The 18578-nt window shown below is 69.0% G+C and carries 9 protein-coding genes, 1 tRNA gene and 1 pseudogene; 8 read left to right on the top strand and 3 right to left on the bottom strand.

Translation table 11 applies throughout. From position 1 onward, the window contains the following. The first annotated feature begins 47 nt into the window (after nt 1-47). The 3 genes and pseudogenes from DFR74_RS31510 to DFR74_RS38170 all read left to right on the top strand — a co-directional run. Nucleotides 48-1592: a hypothetical protein gene (locus DFR74_RS31510; RefSeq protein ID WP_054815553.1), complete on the top strand. Its 1545-nt coding sequence runs from the start codon at nt 48-50 to the stop codon at nt 1590-1592. Beyond that, the gene (locus DFR74_RS31505; RefSeq protein ID WP_082393410.1) at nt 1589-4453 is read left to right on the top strand and encodes a PrgI family protein; all 2865 of its coding nucleotides are present in this window, start codon (nt 1589-1591) and stop codon (nt 4451-4453) included. Before DFR74_RS31510 ends, DFR74_RS31505 begins: the two co-directional genes overlap by 4 nt. Before the next feature lie 304 nt (nt 4454-4757). After that, a pseudogene (locus DFR74_RS38170) lies at nt 4758-6005 on the top strand (recombinase family protein); the annotation flags it as partial. 351 nt (nt 6006-6356) lie between these two features. Here DFR74_RS38170 and DFR74_RS36360 read toward each other — a convergent pair. The 3 genes from DFR74_RS36360 to DFR74_RS31480 all read right to left on the bottom strand — a co-directional run bounded on the left by DFR74_RS36360 (nt 6357) and on the right by DFR74_RS31480 (nt 7479). Further along, complete coding sequence (locus DFR74_RS36360; protein ID WP_063125116.1) at nt 6357-6743, bottom strand: hypothetical protein; 387 nt, start codon at nt 6741-6743, stop codon at nt 6357-6359. A 182-nt stretch (nt 6744-6925) separates the two neighbouring features. Next, nucleotides 6926-6999: transfer RNA gene (locus tag DFR74_RS31485), tRNA-Arg, on the bottom strand. A 105-nt stretch (nt 7000-7104) separates the two neighbouring features. Beyond that, nucleotides 7105-7479 (bottom strand): DUF4345 family protein, encoded by a 375-nt coding sequence (locus tag DFR74_RS31480; RefSeq protein ID WP_067511552.1) that lies wholly within the window; start codon nt 7477-7479, stop codon nt 7105-7107. Between the two features lie 137 nt (nt 7480-7616). Between DFR74_RS31480 and DFR74_RS31475 the strand changes: the two genes are divergently transcribed. From DFR74_RS31475 to DFR74_RS31455, 5 genes are all read left to right on the top strand, one after another. Then, on the top strand, nt 7617-9659 hold the full coding sequence (locus DFR74_RS31475; protein ID WP_067511551.1) for a cytochrome c oxidase assembly protein: 2043 nt from the start codon (nt 7617-7619) through the stop codon (nt 9657-9659). Between the two features lie 13 nt (nt 9660-9672). Continuing rightward, a complete protein-coding gene (locus DFR74_RS31470) occupies nt 9673-10641 on the top strand; it encodes a serine/threonine dehydratase (RefSeq protein ID WP_084537942.1) in 969 nt (322 codons plus the stop codon). Between the two features lie 185 nt (nt 10642-10826). Beyond that, entirely contained in the window at nt 10827-11342 is a 516-nt protein-coding gene (ssb, locus tag DFR74_RS31465) for a single-stranded DNA-binding protein (protein ID WP_067511550.1), read from the top strand. Between the two features lie 155 nt (nt 11343-11497). Then, nucleotides 11498-13174 carry an energy-dependent translational throttle protein EttA gene (gene ettA, locus DFR74_RS31460; RefSeq protein WP_067511549.1) on the top strand — a complete coding sequence of 559 codons (1677 nt, stop codon included), beginning with the start codon at nt 11498-11500 and terminating at the stop codon, nt 13172-13174. Between the two features lie 383 nt (nt 13175-13557). Further along, nucleotides 13558-18489, top strand: coding sequence for an NAD-glutamate dehydrogenase (locus tag DFR74_RS31455; protein ID WP_067511548.1), 4932 nt, complete (start codon nt 13558-13560; stop codon nt 18487-18489). Nucleotides 18490-18578 lie beyond the last annotated feature (89 nt).

Below are 18578 nucleotides of genomic sequence, written 5' to 3'. Positions count from 1 at the left end.
CGCCAGCACCGGCACCTGGATCCGGGTCGGGCTCGGCCGAGTGCGGGGTGACCAACATCAACGGGTGTGTGGAGAACGCGGTCGACGGGTTCTTCCGGCGCATCGTGGAGACCTCGCTCAACCCGTTGCTGGAACTGTTGTCGCAAACCCTGCTCACCACACCCGAACCCGGGCAGATTCCCGAGATCGGGGTCTTGTGGAACCAGTCGTGGCAGATCGTGCTCGCCCTCTACGTGCTGGTCGTGATGGCTGCCGGGGTGCTGTTGATGATGCGTGAGACCGTCCAAACCCAATGGTCGATCCGCGAACTCGCACCCCGCCTGGTCGTCGGATTCGCGGCTGGGGGGTTGAGCATGATGATCGCCACCGCCGGAATCGGTTTCGCCAACGCCCTCGCCGGTGCTCTCGCTGGAGATGGTGTCGACTCGGGCTCGGCCGCCGACGCGCTGGCCGAGTTGGCGTTCACCAGTACCCAGAGCCTCGGTGTCCTTGTTCTGTTGCAGCTGGCGCTGTCGGTGATGCTGCTCGTGCTGATCATCAGCTATCTCGTGCGGGTGACGATCACGATCTTGCTGATCGTGGGCGCACCCCTGGCTTTGATGTGTCATGGGCTGCCCGGCCTCGACGGTGTCGCGCGCTGGTGGTGGCGCTCCTTCGCCGCCTGCCTCGCGGTCCAGGTGGTGCAATCACTGACGTTGGTGGCCGTGCTGCGGGTCATGCTCCGTCCCGGTGGCTGGTACGTGTTCGGGCCCGATGCCAACGAGATCGCCGATCTCACTGTCGCTTTGGCGTTGATGTTCGTGTTGATCAAGACACCGATGTGGCTGCTGTCGGTGCTCAAGATCGGGCAAGGCCGCAGCTTCCTCGGCTCGATCGTGCGTGGCTTCATCGCCTACAAAACCCTCGGCATGCTCAAAGGCGCCACTGCGAGCTCCGCCCGCACCACAGCCTCGGCGGCGTCCGCACGGCGGAGTGCGCGACCCGTCCGTGCCCCACGAGTACCCCGCGCCGCCTCCAGCAGTGGACCGCCCGATCCGTACGCGCGGGTGCGTTCGACCCGCGACGGGCAGCTCATGCTGCCCTTGGAAGGAGTGCGCCGCGTTCCTCGGCAACCCAACCCGGCACCGGCCCAAGCGACCGGCACCCCACCACCGCGCTCGAACCGGTCGGCGAGGGGACGCCAGCTCGCGTTCGACTTCACTCCACCGGACCCGTATCGGGGCATTCGCGCCGGGGCTGGGGGACAGTACCCGCTCCCGATCCCAGTGCGCCGTGTCCGTCCAACACCCCCGCCTCCCGAGCCGCCGCCGCAGCGGCCCGGTCGCCGGGCGACACCGCAACAGCTCGCCTTCGACTTCACCGAACCCACCCCGCCCGACCCGTACGCGCGTGTTCGCCCGAACCGTAGCGGCCAGTACCCGCTGCCGTTCCCGGTCGCCCGGGTCAAACCCGTTGCATCGCCACCGAACCCGCTACAACCACCCGCAGCGGCCCCGGCGCGTCCGGCGGGGCGGCAGCTGCATCTGCCCATGCCGGATCTGCCCGTGCGCCGCCGAGCGCCCCGCGCCCCGAGAGGCGGAACCCTGAAATGAGCACCATCGTGCGCATCCCCGCCGACGTCGACCGCTCCGACCGGCTGCTGGGGCCGTTCACCGCGCGCCAGCTCGCTGTCCTGGCCACGACCGCCGCACTGCTGTACGCGGCCTGGGCTGCAACGCGAACCCTGCTACCGCTGCCCGTATTCGCGGTCACCGCTGCCCTGATGTTCGTGTTCGTGGCAGTCGCGGTCCTGACCCGCCGCGAGGGTCTGTCGGCCGACCTGCTGCTCGTCGCGGCCGTTCGTCACCGCCTGCGTCCACGCCACCTCATCCGATCACATGGTGCCGCCCGGGCTCCGCGCTGGATCACGACTCGCACCACAGGACGACGTCCTCGGTCGCCGGTGCCCTCGGAACTATCGGCGGATCAGGCGCGGTTGCCCGAGTCGGTGGCGAGCAGTGGCAGCGGCGGGGTCGGGGTGATCGACCTCGGCGCCGACGGCCTCGCCGCTATCGCGGTCGCGGGAACCCTCAACCTGTCGCTGCGGACCCCGGCCGAACAGGACAGCTTGGTCGGCCAGCTCGCGGGCTGGCTGCACACCCTGCGTCAACCCGTTCAGATCCTGATCCGTTCGGCGCGGCTGGACTTGACTGAGCACATCACCGGCCTGCACTCTGCTGCCGCGCAGATGTCGGCCGACCTCGCCGCGGCAGCCCTCGACCATGCCGACCACCTCACCGAGCTGGCCGCCCGCGAAGACCCCGTTCACCGACAGGTGCTGCTCGTCTGGCGTGAACACACCGAGGCCGTGGCGACCAGCGGGCTGCGTGCCCGTCTCCCTGGGCAGCGCCGAGCCCGGCGCACCCTATCGGGCGGTGCGCGTCGTGCAGCCGAGTCCAGGCTGCTGCGCCGGATGAACGAGGCCGCCGATGTGCTGTCCCCGTTGGGGATCTCGGTGACCGCCCTCGACCACGACGCCGCCACTGCTGTGCTGGCCAGTTGCACCGACCCCGAAAGCCTCGTCTCTGCCGCCGCCGACATCACCGCCGCCGGCACGGTCGTCAGCACCGACCCCGATACCCGATTACCGGATCCGTTCGCCGGGGACGGGCTCGACCGGTTCGCCCCGGAATCTTTGACCATCGGCACCCGGCATCTTGAGATCGGCTCGGATTGGAGCGCGACCCTCGCGGTGACCGGCTACCCGCGCGAGGTGACCGCCGGCTGGCTCGCGCCTCTGCTGTCTCACCCGGGCAGAGTCGAGGTCGCGGTGCACGTCGAGCCGGTCGACCCGGCCACCGCCGCCACTCGGCTGCGCCGCCAGCAAGCCCGCCTCGAATCTGCCCGCAGGCAGGACCTCGGCCGGGGCCGTCTGACCGACCCGCAGGTCGACGTCGCCGTCGAGGACGCCGCCGACCTGTCCGCGCGCGTCGCGCGGGCCGAAGCAAGATTGTTCCGCGTCGGGGTGTATCTCACCGTCCATGCCGCCTCGGAATCCGAGCTGGCCGACGAGTTGGCCGCCGTTCGCGCGTTGGCGGCGAGTCTGCTCGTGGACACCTGCACCCTGTCCTACCGGGCAGCTCAGGCGTGGGTGACGACTCTGCCGCTCGGGTTGGACCTTATCCGGGTCCAGCGGACCTTCGATACCACTGCCCTCGCCGCGGCGTTCCCCTTCGACTCACCCCAGCTCCCCGCCGCCGATCCCGCCCAGGCCGACCGGCCCCAGGGTGTTCTCTATGGCCGCGACGCTGCGTCGGGGTTGTTGTTCGTGGACCGGTTCGGTCCCGAGGCCCACAACCACAACCTCGTCGTGCTGGGCCGATCCGGTGCGGGCAAGTCCTACCTGGTGAAAACCGAGATCCTGCGGGCCCTGTATCGCGGGATCGAGCAGGTCATCATCGATCCCGAGGATGAATACCGGCGCCTGAGCGAGGCCGTGGGCGGCACCAACATCCGCCTCGGTGCACCCGGAGTTCGGCTCAACCCGTTCGACCTGGAAATCCACATCCGACCCGACGGGAGCCGCAGCGCCCCGACCGATGCGCTCACTCGGCGCAAACTGTTCTGCCACACCCTGATCCAGGTGCTGTTGGGGGACCAAACCGCCGCGCATCGGTCGGCGCTGGACGCTGCTCTCGCCGCTGCTTACACCGCCGCCGGGATCACCGACGACCCCGCCACCTGGACCCGGCCCGCGCCCACCCTGAGCGACCTGCGAGACCAGCTTGACCAGCTCGCCGTGCCCGCTGCCGTCGAGTTGGCTGCCGGGCTGCACCCCTACACCGGCGAGGGAGCCTATGCCGGGCTGATCGACGGGAACACCACCACCGAACCCGAGGGCGCGATGATCGTGTTCTCGCTACGGGAGCTGCCCGATGAAATGAAAACCATCGGCACGCTGCTGGTTTTGGACGCGACGTGGCGGAAAGTGTCGAACCCCGGTCATCGGCGGCCCCGCATGATCACCGTGGACGAGGCGTGGCTGCTGCTGCGCGAGCCCGCCGGGGCGGCGTTCCTGTTCCGGGCCGCGAAAAGCTTCCGCAAGCACTGGGCCGGACTCACCGTCGCTACCCAGGACTGCGCGGATGTCTGCTCGACCGAACTCGGGCGAGCGATCATCTCCAACGCCGCCACTCAGATCTTGCTACGCCAAGCACCCCAGGCCATCGACGAGGTCGCTACCGCCTTCCACCTCTCTGACGGCGAGCAGCAATTCCTGCTCTCCGCGGCTCGCGGTTCGGGGCTGCTCGCGGTCGGCGGCACCGACCGCGCGGTGTTCGGGTCTTTGGCCTCGCTCACCGAGAACGCGCTCATCACCACTTCGCCTGAGTTCCTGGCCGCCATCGCCGACGACCGCGACACCGAAGTCGACATCGGCTCAACCGCAACAGCCGACGGCAGGTGGGCGGGGTGACCCTTGACGCCGCTGTCCGAACCACCGCACCGGGATCGGGTTCCGGCGCGCAATGGTCACACCGCAGACCCGCCCGTTGGACCCGCCAGAACGGCGCAGGCCGCCGTATTCCGGCCGATCGGCACCCCTGGTTGGTCGCGGGTGACCGGTTCGGCAGAAATGCTGCACGAGAAGACATTTGACGCCTCGGCCGCTACGGAGCGTTCATGGATCCCGCTGCACGCGGACCCGCCCGGTTCCCGCGCAGTTCCACCCACCCACGAAACAGCCACCTCCGCCACCTATCGGGCCGACGTGGCAGGACATGAGAGGAAATCATGGACGAGGAATTTTCCGACGACGCCGTGGTGATCCCGTTGCGCCCCTCGCGGGCCCGCGCCGATTCGCCGATGCATGTCGATGCTCGAGTGGGCGAGATGACCACGTCGTTCCAGATTCGCTATGTCACCGGAGCCGAAGCCAAACGCGTCGCCGAACGGCAAGCCCGCGCGATCTCGGCGCTGCTGCGCTGGCTCGACAGCCACGACCCAGCCACAGCCGATCTGGTCGATCTCGACGCCATCACCACCGCCGACGAACAGGAGGCGGCATGAGCCTGCCCGTATTCGCCGGACCCGACAGCCCTGATCTGCTCGGGATGGGTGGGTCGTCCCCGGTCCCGGTGGCGGTGTTCCTGCGCACCTCGACCCGGGATTTGCAGGACCCCACGTTGTCGCTGCCGCGCCAGCTCGACAACTGCCGCAAGGTGCTGCCGAACGGGTTCGTGATCGTCGCGTTCTTCTACGACGTCGAATCCTCCCGCAAGGACCTCGAGATGCGTGGCCTGGGCAGCGCGCACGAGGCGTTCGACATCCCGATCCCGCGTGACGGCGGTTTGGCCGACTTGATGGCCGAAGCCCGCCACCCCAACCGCCGCTTCGAGGCGGTCGTGGTCGAGGAGATCGAACGCGCCGCCCGCTGGACGCACCAGTCCACTCAGCTCGAACACGAACTGGAGAAAGTCGGGGTGCCGCTGTTCGCCGCCGACGAGGGACCGATCTCGCTGTCGGAGAAACGCGCCACCCAGATCCTCGTGCGCCGCATGAAACAAGGTGTCGCCGAATGGTTCCTGCGCCACACCCTCGAACAATCCTGGGAAGGGTTCCGCGAACACACCTTTCAAGGCTGGAACATCGGCAAAGCCTGCCACGGCTACCTCAACGAGAAAGTGCCACACCCGGTCGCGGCGAAACGAGAGGAAGGCCGCACCAAATCCCGGCTCCTCGTGGACCCCGAACGCGCACCGGCGGTGGTGCGGATCTTCCAGTTGCGCCACGACGAGAACCTCGCTTACCAGGTGATCGCCGAGCGGCTCAACGCCGACCCCGACCGCTACCCGCCCCCGCGACCCAACAGCGGCAAACGCGCTCGGGGCCGCTGGTCAGGGTCCTCGGTCCGCGAAATCCTGATCAACCCGAAATACACCGGGCACATGGTGTGGAACCGGCGCGCCAGCAAGAAAGGCGGCGCGCTCGTCCCGCCCGAGAAATGGGTGTGGTCACCGCAGCCTACCCACGAGCCCCTGGTAACCCGCGCGGTGTGGGAAGCGGTGCAAAAGAACAGGACCACTCGCCAGGGGTCGCGGATGGGTGTCAAGAACTCCCACCCTGACACCCACCGCACCTACGTGCTGCGCTCGTTCGTGCACCACCAGCAGTGCAACAAGAGGATGTTCGGCAAAACCCGCAAGGGCTACGGCTACTACACCTGCCAACCCAAACTCGATCTCGTCGGCAAACCCGAGGAATACGCCGACCACCCCCGCGCGGTGTACGTGCGCGAAGACAAGCTCCTCGACTGCGTCGAGACGTTCTTCAACGAACGCGTCTTCGGCCCCGACCGCGCGACCCTGCTACGCCACCAGCTACGCGGACAATCCACGAGCAAGGGCCACGACCTCGAACAACGGGCCGCCGCGATCGAGAAGACGCTCTCCGATATCACCCGACGACAGGACAACCTGCTCGCTGAGCTGGAATCCCGCCCGATCACCGGTGACGACGAGTTGTCCCAAGCGTGGGCCGAACGGCTGAGACGCCGCTACACAGAACTCGAAAAGGAACGCCGCAGCAAGAACGGCGAGCTGGATACCCTGCGTGAACAGGCTGCCCGGCAGCGTCCCGACGAACCCGCGCTCCTGGAGCACCTGCCTCGGCTGACGCTGCATCTCACCCGCGCCCCCGATGTCCTGCAACGTGACTTGTACGAGGCATTCGGGATCAAGATCGTTTACGACCACACCGGTAAACACGTGACCATCTACGCCACCCTGACCGAAGAAACACTCCCCGATGCCGCCATAGCCGCCGCACCGCTGACCCCTGCTACGACCCCCGAAACGGGGCCCGTACCGCCACCAGCCCACAGGGGCGGCGGTACGGGGCAACCCGGCACGCCATGGGAAACCGCTACTACGGTTGCCCATGTTCTTCGTGCCCCCGGCAGGAATCGAACCTGCGACCTAGGGATTAGAAGGCCCTTGCTCTATCCAACTGAGCTACGGAGGCAGCGGTTTCCACCATGGCCGAGATCGGCCGTGGTGTCCAGCACGGGAAAGTATAGCGATCGTCCAAATGAGTTGATGTTTAGCGTCAGCAACCTTTTGAGGTGGGTCAGCCGAGGGCGACGGCGGTGCCGAGGAGGCCGGCCAAGATCAGCTCCACGAGCAGGAAGAACCACACCGGGAAGAAGGCGGAGGGGCGTTCGCTGAATGCGGACCAGATCCGGCCGAAGGCCATTCCACCGAGCGCTGCGGCGACCGTCACGCACACGCCGGGTCTGAGTTCGCCGATGTCGGCAGCCGCGAGTCCGAGGACGACGGCGATCGCGAGGCCGAACCCGCCGTAGACGGCGCGTACCTCGGCATCGGCGTCGGCGCGGTCGGCAAGCAGACCCACCACCTCCGCCAGTTGACGCGGTCGCAGTAACCCGTAGCCGCCCATGGCGGCGAAGAACACCGCGACCACCGCGATCAGAACGACCGGCATCGCACCCTCCCGTGATTGCGCCCAACCCTAGTGGACACAGTCGGGCGGCGCCCGGCCGAAACGCCGCGTCGTGGCCTCGGCGGAGGTACGCCCGGCCGCCGGGAGCCCGTCGCGCCGCTGGAACTACGCTGGGTCGTATGTCGTCACCGCAGGACCCGCCCCTCGCACCAGCTGAGCCGGACGCCGGGGCGGCGCGGCCCGCGGGGACGTTCGGCGCGCTGGCGGTGTTCGCGGGCGCGGTGGCGGCGGTGGTCGCGGCGATGGTGGTCGGGCTGTCGGCGTCGCAGGCGCTGACCCTGCTCGGCATTCCGGATCCGGGCGCGCTCACCACCTACGGGCTGCCCGCCGTGCGCGCGCTGTCGGATCTGTTCGCGGCGCTGACGGTGGGCTCGCTGTTGTTCGCGGCGTTCTTCGTGCCGCCGCAGGAGAACGGTCTGCTCGACGTGGGCGGGTACCGGGCGCTGCGTCGCGCGTCGGTGTTCGCGATCGCGTGGGCCTGCTGCGCCGCGCTGCTGGTGCCGCTGACCATCTCCGACACCACGGGGCAGCCGTTCGCCGACATCTGGCGTCCCGAACAGCTGTGGCGGGCGATCGACCAGGTCGAACTGGCCGGGGCGTGGCGGACCACGGTGCTGTTCGCGCTGATCGTCGCCGTCGGCAGCAGGCTGGCGCTGCGCTGGGCGTGGACGCCGCTGCTGCTGGCCGGATCGGTCCTGACCATGATGCCGCTGGCGCTGACCGGGCATTCCTCCTCGGGCGGCTCGCACGACATCGCCACCAACAGCCTGATCCTGCACCTGATCTCCGCCGCGGTCTGGGTGGGCGGGCTGTTCGCCGTGCTCGCGCACGCCCTGCGCGGCGGCGCGCACACCGATGTCGCGGCTCGCCGCTTCTCCCTCGTCGCCACCTTCGCGTTCGTGGTGATCGGCGTGAGCGGCGTGATCAACTCGTGGGTGCGGGTCCCGTTCGGCGACCTGTTCACCACCACCTACGGCCGCCTGGTGCTGGCCAAGGTGGCCGCGCTGGCGGTGCTCGGCGTGATCGGCTGGTTCCAGCGCAAGGCCGCCCTGCCCGCGCTCGCCGAGAACCCGCGCGATCGCGCCGCCCTGCTGCGGTTCGGCGGCGTCGAGGCGCTGATCTTCGCGGCCACCATGGGCCTGGCGGTGGGGCTCGGCCGCACGCCGCCCCCGCCGCCCACGTCGGTGCCCACGCCCGCCGAGGTCGAGCTCGGCTACAACCTGGACGGTCCGCCGACCACCCTGCGACTGCTGTTCGACTGGCGGTTCGATCTGATCTTCGGCACGCTCGCGATCGTGCTGGCCGTGGTCTATCTGCTCGGCGTGCGGCGACTGCGCAAGCGCGGTGACGCCTGGCCCGTCGGGCGCACCATCGCCTGGCTGTCGGGCTGCGCGCTGCTGCTGTTCGCGACCTCGTCGGGCGTGGGCCGCTACGCGCCCGCGGTGTTCAGCGTGCACATGATGCAGCACATGGCCCTGTCGATGATGGCACCGATCCTGTTGGCGCTGGGCGGCGTGGTGACGCTGGCGCTGCGGGCGCTGCCGCCGGCCGGTCGCGGCGGCGTGCCGGGGCCGCGCGAGTGGATTCTGCTCGCGGTGCACAATCCGGTGTCGCGGTTCCTGACCCAGCCGGTGGTGGCGTCGGTGATCTTCGTGGCCGGGTTCTACGCCCTCTACATGGGCGGCATCTACGACTCGTTCGTCGACTCGCACGCCGCGCACCTGGCGATGATCCTGCACTTCCTGATCAGCGGCTACCTCTTCTACTGGGTGGTCATCGGCATCGATCCCAAACCGCGCGAAGTGCATTCGCTCACCAAACTCGGCATGGTCTTCGGCTCGCTGCCGTTCCACGCGTTCTTCGGCGTCGCCCTGATGAGCATGACCACCGTGCTGGGCGGCTGGTTCTTCCGCTCGCTCGGGCTCGGCTGGAACGACGATCTGCTCGGCGATCAGCGCACCGGCGGTAGCCTGGCGTGGGCGAGCGGCGAGGTCCCGCTGGTGGTGGTGATGCTGGCGCTGCTGATCCAGTGGTCGCGCAGCGACGAACGGATGGCCAAGCGGCTGGACCGGGCCGCCGACCGGGACAACGACGCCGAACTCGCCGCCCACAACGCGATGTTCGCCGAACTGGCCAAACGTGACCACGGGGTACGCAAGTGAGACGATTCGCGCCGTGACCGACCGCTGTGGCGCCGTGACGGCGCATCGCCCGGCCGGGCGGGTGGATCGCGCCGACGTGCGCGCGGCGCGCCGCCGCATGACCGGCCGGATCCGCAAGACCCCGGTGTTCCACACCTCGGTGGCCGGGCCCGACGGCCCGGTGCCCGTGACGCTGAAACTCGAATACCTCCAGCACGGCGGCACCTTCAAGGTGCGCGGCAGCCTCAACGCGCTGCTCGCCTCGAGCGCGCGGACCGACCAGGTGGTGATCGCCTCGGCGGGCAACGCCGGGATCGCGGCGGCGCTGGCCGCGTCGTGGCTGGGCAAGGCGTGCACGGTGGTCGTGCCGGAATCCGCGCCGCACACCAAGGTCGCGGCGATGTGGTCGCACGGCGCCGAAGTGCTCTGGCACGGCACGACTTACGGCGAGGCGGTGCGCCACGCCGCCGAACTGGCCGAGGAGCGCGGCGCCTTCTCGCTGCACGCCTTCGACCTGCCCGACGTGGCGGCGGGCGCCGGGGTGGTCGGCCTCGAACTGGAGGAGCAGGTGCGCGGGAAGCCGCCGGTGCTGGTCACCGTGGGCGGCGGCGGGCTGGTCGCCGGGATCGGCGCCGCGCTGGGACGGCGGCAACGGGTGATCGGCGTGGAGCCGGTGGAACTGCCCGCGCTGCACGCGGCGCTGATCGCCGGGGAGCCGGTGGAGGTCGGCCGGGGTGGTCTGGGCGCCGACGCGCTGGGGGCCACCCGGATCGGGGAACTGGCGCTGGACGTCGCGCGCCGCTACGACGTGCCGTCGCTGCTGGTCACCGAGGAGGCCGTCGCCGCGAGCCGGGAGTATCTGTGGCGGGAGTTCCGCATCGTCGTGGAGTCGGCGGGGGCGAGCGCGCTGGCCGCGATCCAGAGCGGGGCCTACATTCCCGAGCCGGGGGAGCGGCCGGTGGTGGTGTTGTGCGGGGCGAACACCGACCTGACGGCGCTGTGAAACAGGTGCCGCACAGCATAATTCGGTGATTCTCCGGGTGTTCGGCCGCGGTTGTCCACAGGATCGAGCTCATCCACAATCCGCGGATCGGGGGTACCGCCGGTCACCTCGTGGCGCGACGCTGGAAGTGCCCTCGCCGAGAGGGGCGGCCCGGTGGTCGGGTCCGAATGTGAAGGGGCGGAATCATGTACGAAGCGATGGCGACAGTGGTGGGCACGTTGGTCACCAACCCGGTCACCCGGGATCTGAGCAACGGCGAACGCGTGCTCACGTTCCGGATGGCCAGCAACTCGCGCAGGTTCGATATCGCGACCGGCGACTGGGTCGACAACGGGACCCTGTTCCTCACGGTCACCTGCTGGCGGAGGTTGGTGGGCGGTGTCGACGCTTCCCTGCGGCGCGGCGATCCGGTGCTCGTCTACGGCCAGTTGCGCACGCACGAGTACCGCACGAAGGAGGGGGCCGACCGGCGCGATCTGGAGATGCGCGCCAGCGCGGTGGGGCCCGACCTCACCCGGTGCACCACGGAGGTCCGCAAGCGCGGTGGCGAGCAACCGGCCGGGAACGCCGAGGTCCGGAATAACGGCGGTGTGCTCGGCGCTGCACAACCCGTGCGCGGGGGCGAGGGGGTGGTGGCCGCCGTCGAGGCCACGGGTAGCGTTCCTGTCAGGAGTGTCGCACCGGAAACCGTCAGCGCTTGATCGCACGAGCGCACCTGGGGCGCACCGGTGGTGGCGTGGGCCCGGTCCCGCGATTCGCCGCCACCGGGGGATTCCGACCGAAAACCGCTGTGTAGCTGGACCGATGCTTCGGCCCGGATGCGGCCGCACGGCTCGAGACGATTAGGGTTGACCGCATGGCTGAGTTCATCTACCAAATGAAGAAGGTTCGCAAGGCGCACGGCGACAAAGTCGTGCTGGACGACGTCACCTTGAACTTCCTTCCCGGCGCCAAGATCGGCGTCGTCGGCCCCAACGGCGCCGGTAAATCCAGCGTGCTGAAGATCATGGCCGGACTGGACCAGCCGAACAACGGCGACGCGTTCCTCGCGCCGGGCGCGACGGTCGGCATCCTGCTGCAGGAGCCGCCCCTCAACGAGGAGAAGACGGTCCGCGGCAACGTGGAGGAAGGCCTCGGCGAGATCAAGGTGAAGCTGGATCGCTTCAACGAGATCGCCGAACTCATGGCCACCGACTACTCCGACGAACTGATGGAGGAGATGGGCAAGCTCCAGGAGGATCTGGACCACGCCGACGCGTGGGACATCGACTCCCAGCTGGAGCAGGCCATGGACGCGCTGCGCTGCCCGCCGCCGGACGAGCCGGTCACCAACCTCTCCGGTGGTGAGCGCCGCCGCGTCGCGCTGTGCAAGCTGCTGCTGAGCAAGCCCGATCTGCTGCTGCTCGACGAGCCGACCAACCACCTCGACGCCGAGTCGGTGCTCTGGCTCGAACAGCACCTCGCGCAGTACGCGGGCGCCGTCCTCGCGGTCACCCACGACCGGTACTTCCTGGACAACGTCGCGGGCTGGATCCTCGAGCTCGACCGCGGCCGTGCCATCGGCTACGAGGGCAACTACTCCACCTACCTGGAGAAGAAGGCCGAACGACTGGCGGTCCAGGGGAAGAAGGACCAGAAGCTGCAGAAGCGGCTCAAGGAAGAACTCGCCTGGGTCCGTTCCGGTGCGAAGGCCAGGCAGGCCAAGAACAAGGCACGCCTGGATCGCTACGAGGAGATGGCCGCCGAGGCCGAGAAGACCAGGAAGCTGGACTTCGAGGAGATCCAGATCCCCGCGGGCCCGCGCCTGGGCAGCGTGGTGGTCGAGGTCGAGCATCTGGACAAGGGATTCGGCGATCGCCAGCTCATCAAGGACCTGTCGTTCACCTTGCCGCGCAACGGTATCGTCGGCGTCATCGGTCCCAACGGTGTCGGCAAGACCACGCTGTTCAAGACCATCGTCGGCCTGGAGCAGCCCGACAGCGGCACGGTGCGCGTCGGTGAGACGGTCAAGCTGAGCTACGTCGACCAGAGCCGCGCCGGCATCGACCCGAAAAAGACGGTGTGGCAGGTCGTTTCGGACGGGCTCGACTACATCGAGGTCGGCCAGCAGGAGATGCCCTCGCGCGCGTACGTGAGCGCGTTCGGCTTCAAGGGCCCGGACCAGCAGAAGCCGGCGGGTGTGCTCTCCGGTGGTGAGCGCAACCGCCTGAACCTGGCGCTGACCCTCAAGCAGGGCGGCAACCTGATCCTGCTCGACGAGCCGACCAACGACCTCGACGTGGAGACCCTGGGTTCGCTGGAGAACGCGCTCGAACAGTTCCCCGGCTGCGCCGTGGTCATCTCCCACGACCGCTGGTTCCTCGACCGCACCTGCACCCACATCCTCGCGTGGGAGGGCGACTCGGACAACGAGGCCAAGTGGTTCTGGTTCGAGGGCAACTTCGAAGCGTACGAGGCGAACAAGATCGAGCGCCTCGGCGTCGAGGCGGCCCGCCCGCACCGGGTGACGCACCGCAAGCTCACCCGCGACTGAGTATCCGCCGCAGCGGGGCGACGCTCCGCCGCGGTGCGCTTCTCCACGGTGACCGGCCGGAAAGACCCTCGATCGTCGGTAGCGATCGGGCGAATTCCGGCCGGTGGCCGCTCCCCCGGGCTCCGGCGGAGCAAACCCTCCGGGATTATTTCCGATCGGTGGCGATTCCGACGCGCGTGACCCGCACCGAGCACTAGGGTGGACTGCGTGCATGCGCAGGCGCAGTCGGGTCATCGGGTCCTTCCCGCCGCGACCGCCCCTGGGTGATGTCGTGGGTCCGATCGGGTGCTGTGCCTAGGCGGTCGGGCGTCCACACCGCACAGCTACTCTCGGACCGGCGTCACTTTGTTCCGGAACCGAAATCCGAGGGAGTTGGCGAAAAAATGACGGTCTCGTCCGAGTTGTCCGGTGCGGCGTGGGCCGCGGGTATGCCGCAATCGCTGCGCGCTGATCTCGCGGCGCTCGAGGAGGCGTACTTCCGCCACGTCGACGCGGGCGATGTGGACTGTGCGATCACGGGCATCACCCAGATCTTCCGCCGCCACCTGCACCTGGCGATGGCGCGCAGGCCCGAGCGCGCGCTGGTGCGCGTCTACCACCCCGACGACGGGTCGGGACTGGGCGCGGCGGTGCAGGTGGTCACCGACGATATGCCGCTGCTGGTCGAATCCATCACCTCCTCGCTGAGCAGGCTGGGCGTGAGCGTCAGCGAGGTGATCCACCCGATCTTCGAGGTGGAGCGCGACGCGGAAGGCCACCTGCTCGACGCCGCCCCGCACGAGGTGGACGGCAACGGCGCCACCGGCCTGCGCGAATCCTGGATGCACCTGCAACTGCACCCCGCGACGAGTCGCGCCGTCCTGGATCGCATCGAGAAGTCCATGCCCGACGTCATCGACGACGTGCGCCAGGTCATCGGCGACACCGAGGCCATCCGCGACGTCCAGAGCGCGCTGGCCGACGAGTTGGAGAATGCCGCCGCCCGGCCGACCGCGCCGTTCGACGCGACCGATCTGGTCGACTGCGCGAACCTGCTGCGCTGGCTCGCCGAGGGCAATTTCACCGTGCTCGGCTACGCCCGCTACCGCCTCGGCGTCGAGGGTGAGCAGACCACCTCGAGCCCGGTGCCCGGCACCTGCCTCGGCGTGCTGCGTCCCGATGTCGGCACCGATTTCCGCGTCCCGATCAACGGCGGCGACCGGCCGCTGCTCATGCTCACCCAGGGTCTGGTGCCCGCCACCGTGCACCGGTCGGTGTACCCGTACTTCATCGGCGTCGCCGATTTCGACGAGCGGGGCGAGATTCGGGGCGAGCACCTGTTCATCGGGGTATTCACGGTGACCGCGGTGCACGAGAACGTGCTCGACATCCCGGTGATCGGGCGGCGGGTGCGCTCGGTGATCGAGGAGAACGGCTTCGACCTGGACTCCTTCTCCGGTCAGGCGATGCTCGAGGTAATCCAGTCCTTCCCGCGCACCGAACTGTTCTCCTCCGACACCGAGACCATGCGCCGCACCGCCGCCGCGGTGCTGAACGTGAGCCTGCGCAGGCAGGTGCGGCTGTTCATGCGCTCGGACTCCTACGGCCGCTTCGTCGCCTGCATGGTGTACCTGCCGCGCGACCGCTACACCACCCGGGTCCGGCTCGAGATGCAGGAGATCCTGGTCCGCGAACTGGGCGGCGTCTCCATCGACTACTCCGCGCGGGTGAGCGAAAGTGAGCTCGCCAGCGTGTATTTCACGGTCCGGCTAGCCGACGAGGGTTCCCCGGTCCCGCGTGACGCCGATCAGGTGGCCGACACCTCCGAGGTCAACCGCCTGCGCATCCAGGGCCTGCTGAACGAGGCCAGCCACACCTGGGACGACCGCCTCGGTGACGCGGTGAGCAACTCCACGGTGCTCGATCCGGCCGTGGTGCAGCGCTACGCCGGCGCCTTCCCCGAGGCGTACAAGCAGGACTTCAGCGCGGCTCGCGCCCTCGGCGACATCGGCAGGTTGGAGCGGCTGTCCGAAGGCGTCATCGATCAGCACCTGTACCGCAGCGCCGACGCCGCACCCGGCGCCTGGCGCTTCACCCTCTACATCGGGGGCACCGGCGTCTCCCTGAGCCAGGTGCTGCCCGTGCTGCAGAGCCTCGGCGTGGAAGTGCTCGACGAGCGGCCGTACCGGGTGCGCCCGGACGGCGCCGACGCCGACGGCGAGCGCTGGATCTACGACTTCGGCCTGCTGGCTCGGCCCGAACTGCTGCGCAGCGCACTGGATTCGGATCTGGACGCCGAACTGCTCGAGCCGCCCGCCCGCGCCGAGGCGCTGGAGGACGAGGTGGCCGGTCTGCGCGAGCGGTTCACCGAGGCGTTCGAAGCGGTCTGGTACGGCCGTGCCGAGGCCGACGGGCTCAACGAACTGGTGTTGCGCGCACGGCTGTCGTGGCGGTCGGTGTCGATCCTGCGCACGTACGCGAAATATTTGCAGCAGGCCGGTTTTCCGTACAGCCAGGCCAATATCGCCAGGGTGCTGCTCACCTACCCCGACGTGGCGCGGCTGTTCGTGGACCTGTTCGCCGCGCGGTTCGATCCCGACACCGTATCGGCCGACCACGCCGCCGATCTGGAGACCCAGCTGCGCGCCCGCATCGACCAGGTGGTGAGCCTGGACGCCGACCGCATCCTGCGCGCCATCCTCGGGTTGATCAAGGCGACATTGCGCACCAACTACTACGTCACCGACGCCGAGGGCCGCTCGCGCGATTTCGTCGCCATGAAGGTGGAGCCGCGCGAGATCGCCGAATTGCCCAAGCCCAAACCGCAATTCGAGATCTTCGTGTACTCGCCGCGGGTGGAGGGCGTGCACCTGCGGTTCGGGCCGGTGGCGCGCGGCGGCCTGAGATGGTCGGACCGGCTGGAGGACTTCCGCACGGAGATTCTCGGCCTGGTGAAGGCGCAGGCGGTGAAGAACGCGGTGATCGTGCCCGTCGGCGCCAAGGGTGGCTTCGTGGTCAAGCAGCCGCCCACGCCCACCGGCGACCCGGTGGCCGACCGGCAGGCGCTGGGGGCGGAGGGCGTCGAATGCTACCGCACCTTCATCTCCGGCTTGCTCGATCTCACCGACAACGTCGACCTGACCACCGGCGCGGTGCTGCCGCCCGCGCGGGTGATCCGGCGCGACGGTGACGACACCTACCTGGTGGTCGCCGCCGACAAGGGCACCGCCACGTTCTCCGATATCGCCAACGACGTCGCGCTGAGCTACGGCTTCTGGCTGGGCGACGCCTTCGCCTCCGGCGGGTCGGCAGGCTACGACCACAAGGCCATGGGCATCACGGCGCGCGGCGCGTGGGAGAGCGTCAAACGGCACTTCCGCGAGATGGATATCGACACCCAGACCGAGGATTTCACCGTCGTCGGCATCGGTGACATGAGCGGCGACGTGTTCGGCAACGGGATGCTGCTCTCCGAGCACATCCGGCTGGTCGCCGCCTTCGACCACCGCCACATCTTCCTCGACCCGAATCCCGATGCCGCGAGTTCCTACGCGGAGCGGCGCCGGATGTTCGAACTGCCGCGCTCCTCCTGGGCCGACTACGACACCTCGCTGATCAGCGCGGGCGGCGGTGTGTGGGATCGCACGGTGAAGTCGGTGCCCATCAGCCCGCAGGCGCGGGTGGCGCTGGGCCTGCCCGACGACGTCGAATCGCTCTCCCCGCCGGAACTGGTGCGTGCCATCCTGCTCTCGCCCGCGCAGTTGCTGTGGAACGGCGGCATCGGCACCTACATCAAGGCGAGCACCGAATCCAACGCCGAGGTGGGCGACAAGTCCAACGACGCGGTGCGCGTCAACGGCAACGAGTTGCGGGTGCGGGTGATCGGCGAGGGCGGCAACCTCGGCGCGACCGCGCTGGGCCGCATCGAGTTCTGCCGCAACGGCGGCAAGATGAACACCGACGCGCTGGACAACTCCGCGGGCGTCGACTGCTCCGACCACGAGGTCAATATCAAGGTCCTGCTCGACGGCGTGGTGAGCTCCGGCGCGCTGCCGGAGGCCGAACGCAACCCGCTGCTCGCCTCGATGACCGACGAGGTCGCCGATATGGTGTTGCAGGACAACGTGTCCCAGAACTTCCTGATGGGCATCGCGCGCTTCGAGGCGCCGCGCATGATGAACGTCAACATGCGGCTCATCGCCGATCTCGAACAGCGGCGCGGGCTCGACCGCGAGCTGGAGGCGCTGCCCTCGGACGCCGAGATGAAGCGCCGCCACGAGGACGGTGTGGGGCTGGTCTCGCCGGAACTGGCGAATCTGCTCGCGCACGTGAAGCTTTCGCTGAAGGCCGATCTGCTCGAGTCCGACCTGCCCGATATGACCTACTTCGCGGCACGGCTGCCGGAGTACTTCCCGACGCCGCTGCGGGAGCGGTTCGGCGCGGCCATCAAGAAGCACCGGCTGCGCCGCGAGATCGTCACCACCATGATCGTCAACGAGATGGTCGATTACGGCGGCATCACCTACGCGTTCCGGCTCAACGAGGAAGTGGGCGCCACCACCACCGACGCCGTGCGCGCCTTCGCCGCGGCCGCCGGGATCTTCGACCTGCACACGGTCTGGGCGCGCATCCGCGCGGCCGATGTGCCGATCTCGGTGCGCGACGAACTCGAGCTCGAGACCAAACGCATCCTCGACCGCGCTTCCCGGTGGCTGCTGAGCAACCGCCCGCAGCCCATCGCGGCGGGCGCGGAGGTGAACCGCTACACCAGGGGCGTGCGGGAGCTGGCCTCGAAGGTGCCGGAGTGGTTGCGCGGTCACCACGTGGCCACGCTCACCGACCAGTCCGCCGAACTCATCGCGCGCGGTGCGCCCACCGACCTCGCGACCGAGGTGTTCGGCCTGCTCAACCTGTTCCCGCTGCTGGACGTGATCGACATCGCCGACATCACCGAGCGCGACGGCGAGGAGGTGGGCGCGCTGTACTACGCGCTCAACGAGCACCTCAAGATCGACTGGTTGCTCCAGGCGGTGAGCCACCTCGAACGCGGCGACCGTTGGCACGCGCTGGCCCGGCTGGCCCTGCGCGACGACATGTACGGGTCGCTGCGCTCGCTCACCCTCGACGTGCTGTCCGGCGGTGAACCCGAGGAGACCGCCGACGAGAAGATCGCGTACTGGGAGTCGAAGAACCAGTCCCGGCTGGGTCGCGCGCGGGCCGCGCTGTCGGAGCTGTTCGAATCGGGCGCGCACGATCTGGCGACGCTCTCGGTGGCGGCGCGACAGGTGCGCAGCATGGTCAGCGGCGTCGGCGCGCAGTCGGAGGTGCCGAGGTAGGAACCGCGGGCGGGTGCCGCCGGTCGGTGCCCGCCCGACCTCGGGTTTCTCGGCGGGTCTCGCCCCCGGCGCGACCGGGCGGGCCCGGC

Origin of the sequence: Nocardia puris (assembly GCF_003315035.1) — a bacterium.
Lineage (GTDB): Bacteria > Actinomycetota > Actinomycetes > Mycobacteriales > Mycobacteriaceae > Nocardia > Nocardia puris.
Note: the sequence above shows the minus strand (reverse complement) of the source record. Positions and strands in the feature narration are given on the sequence as shown.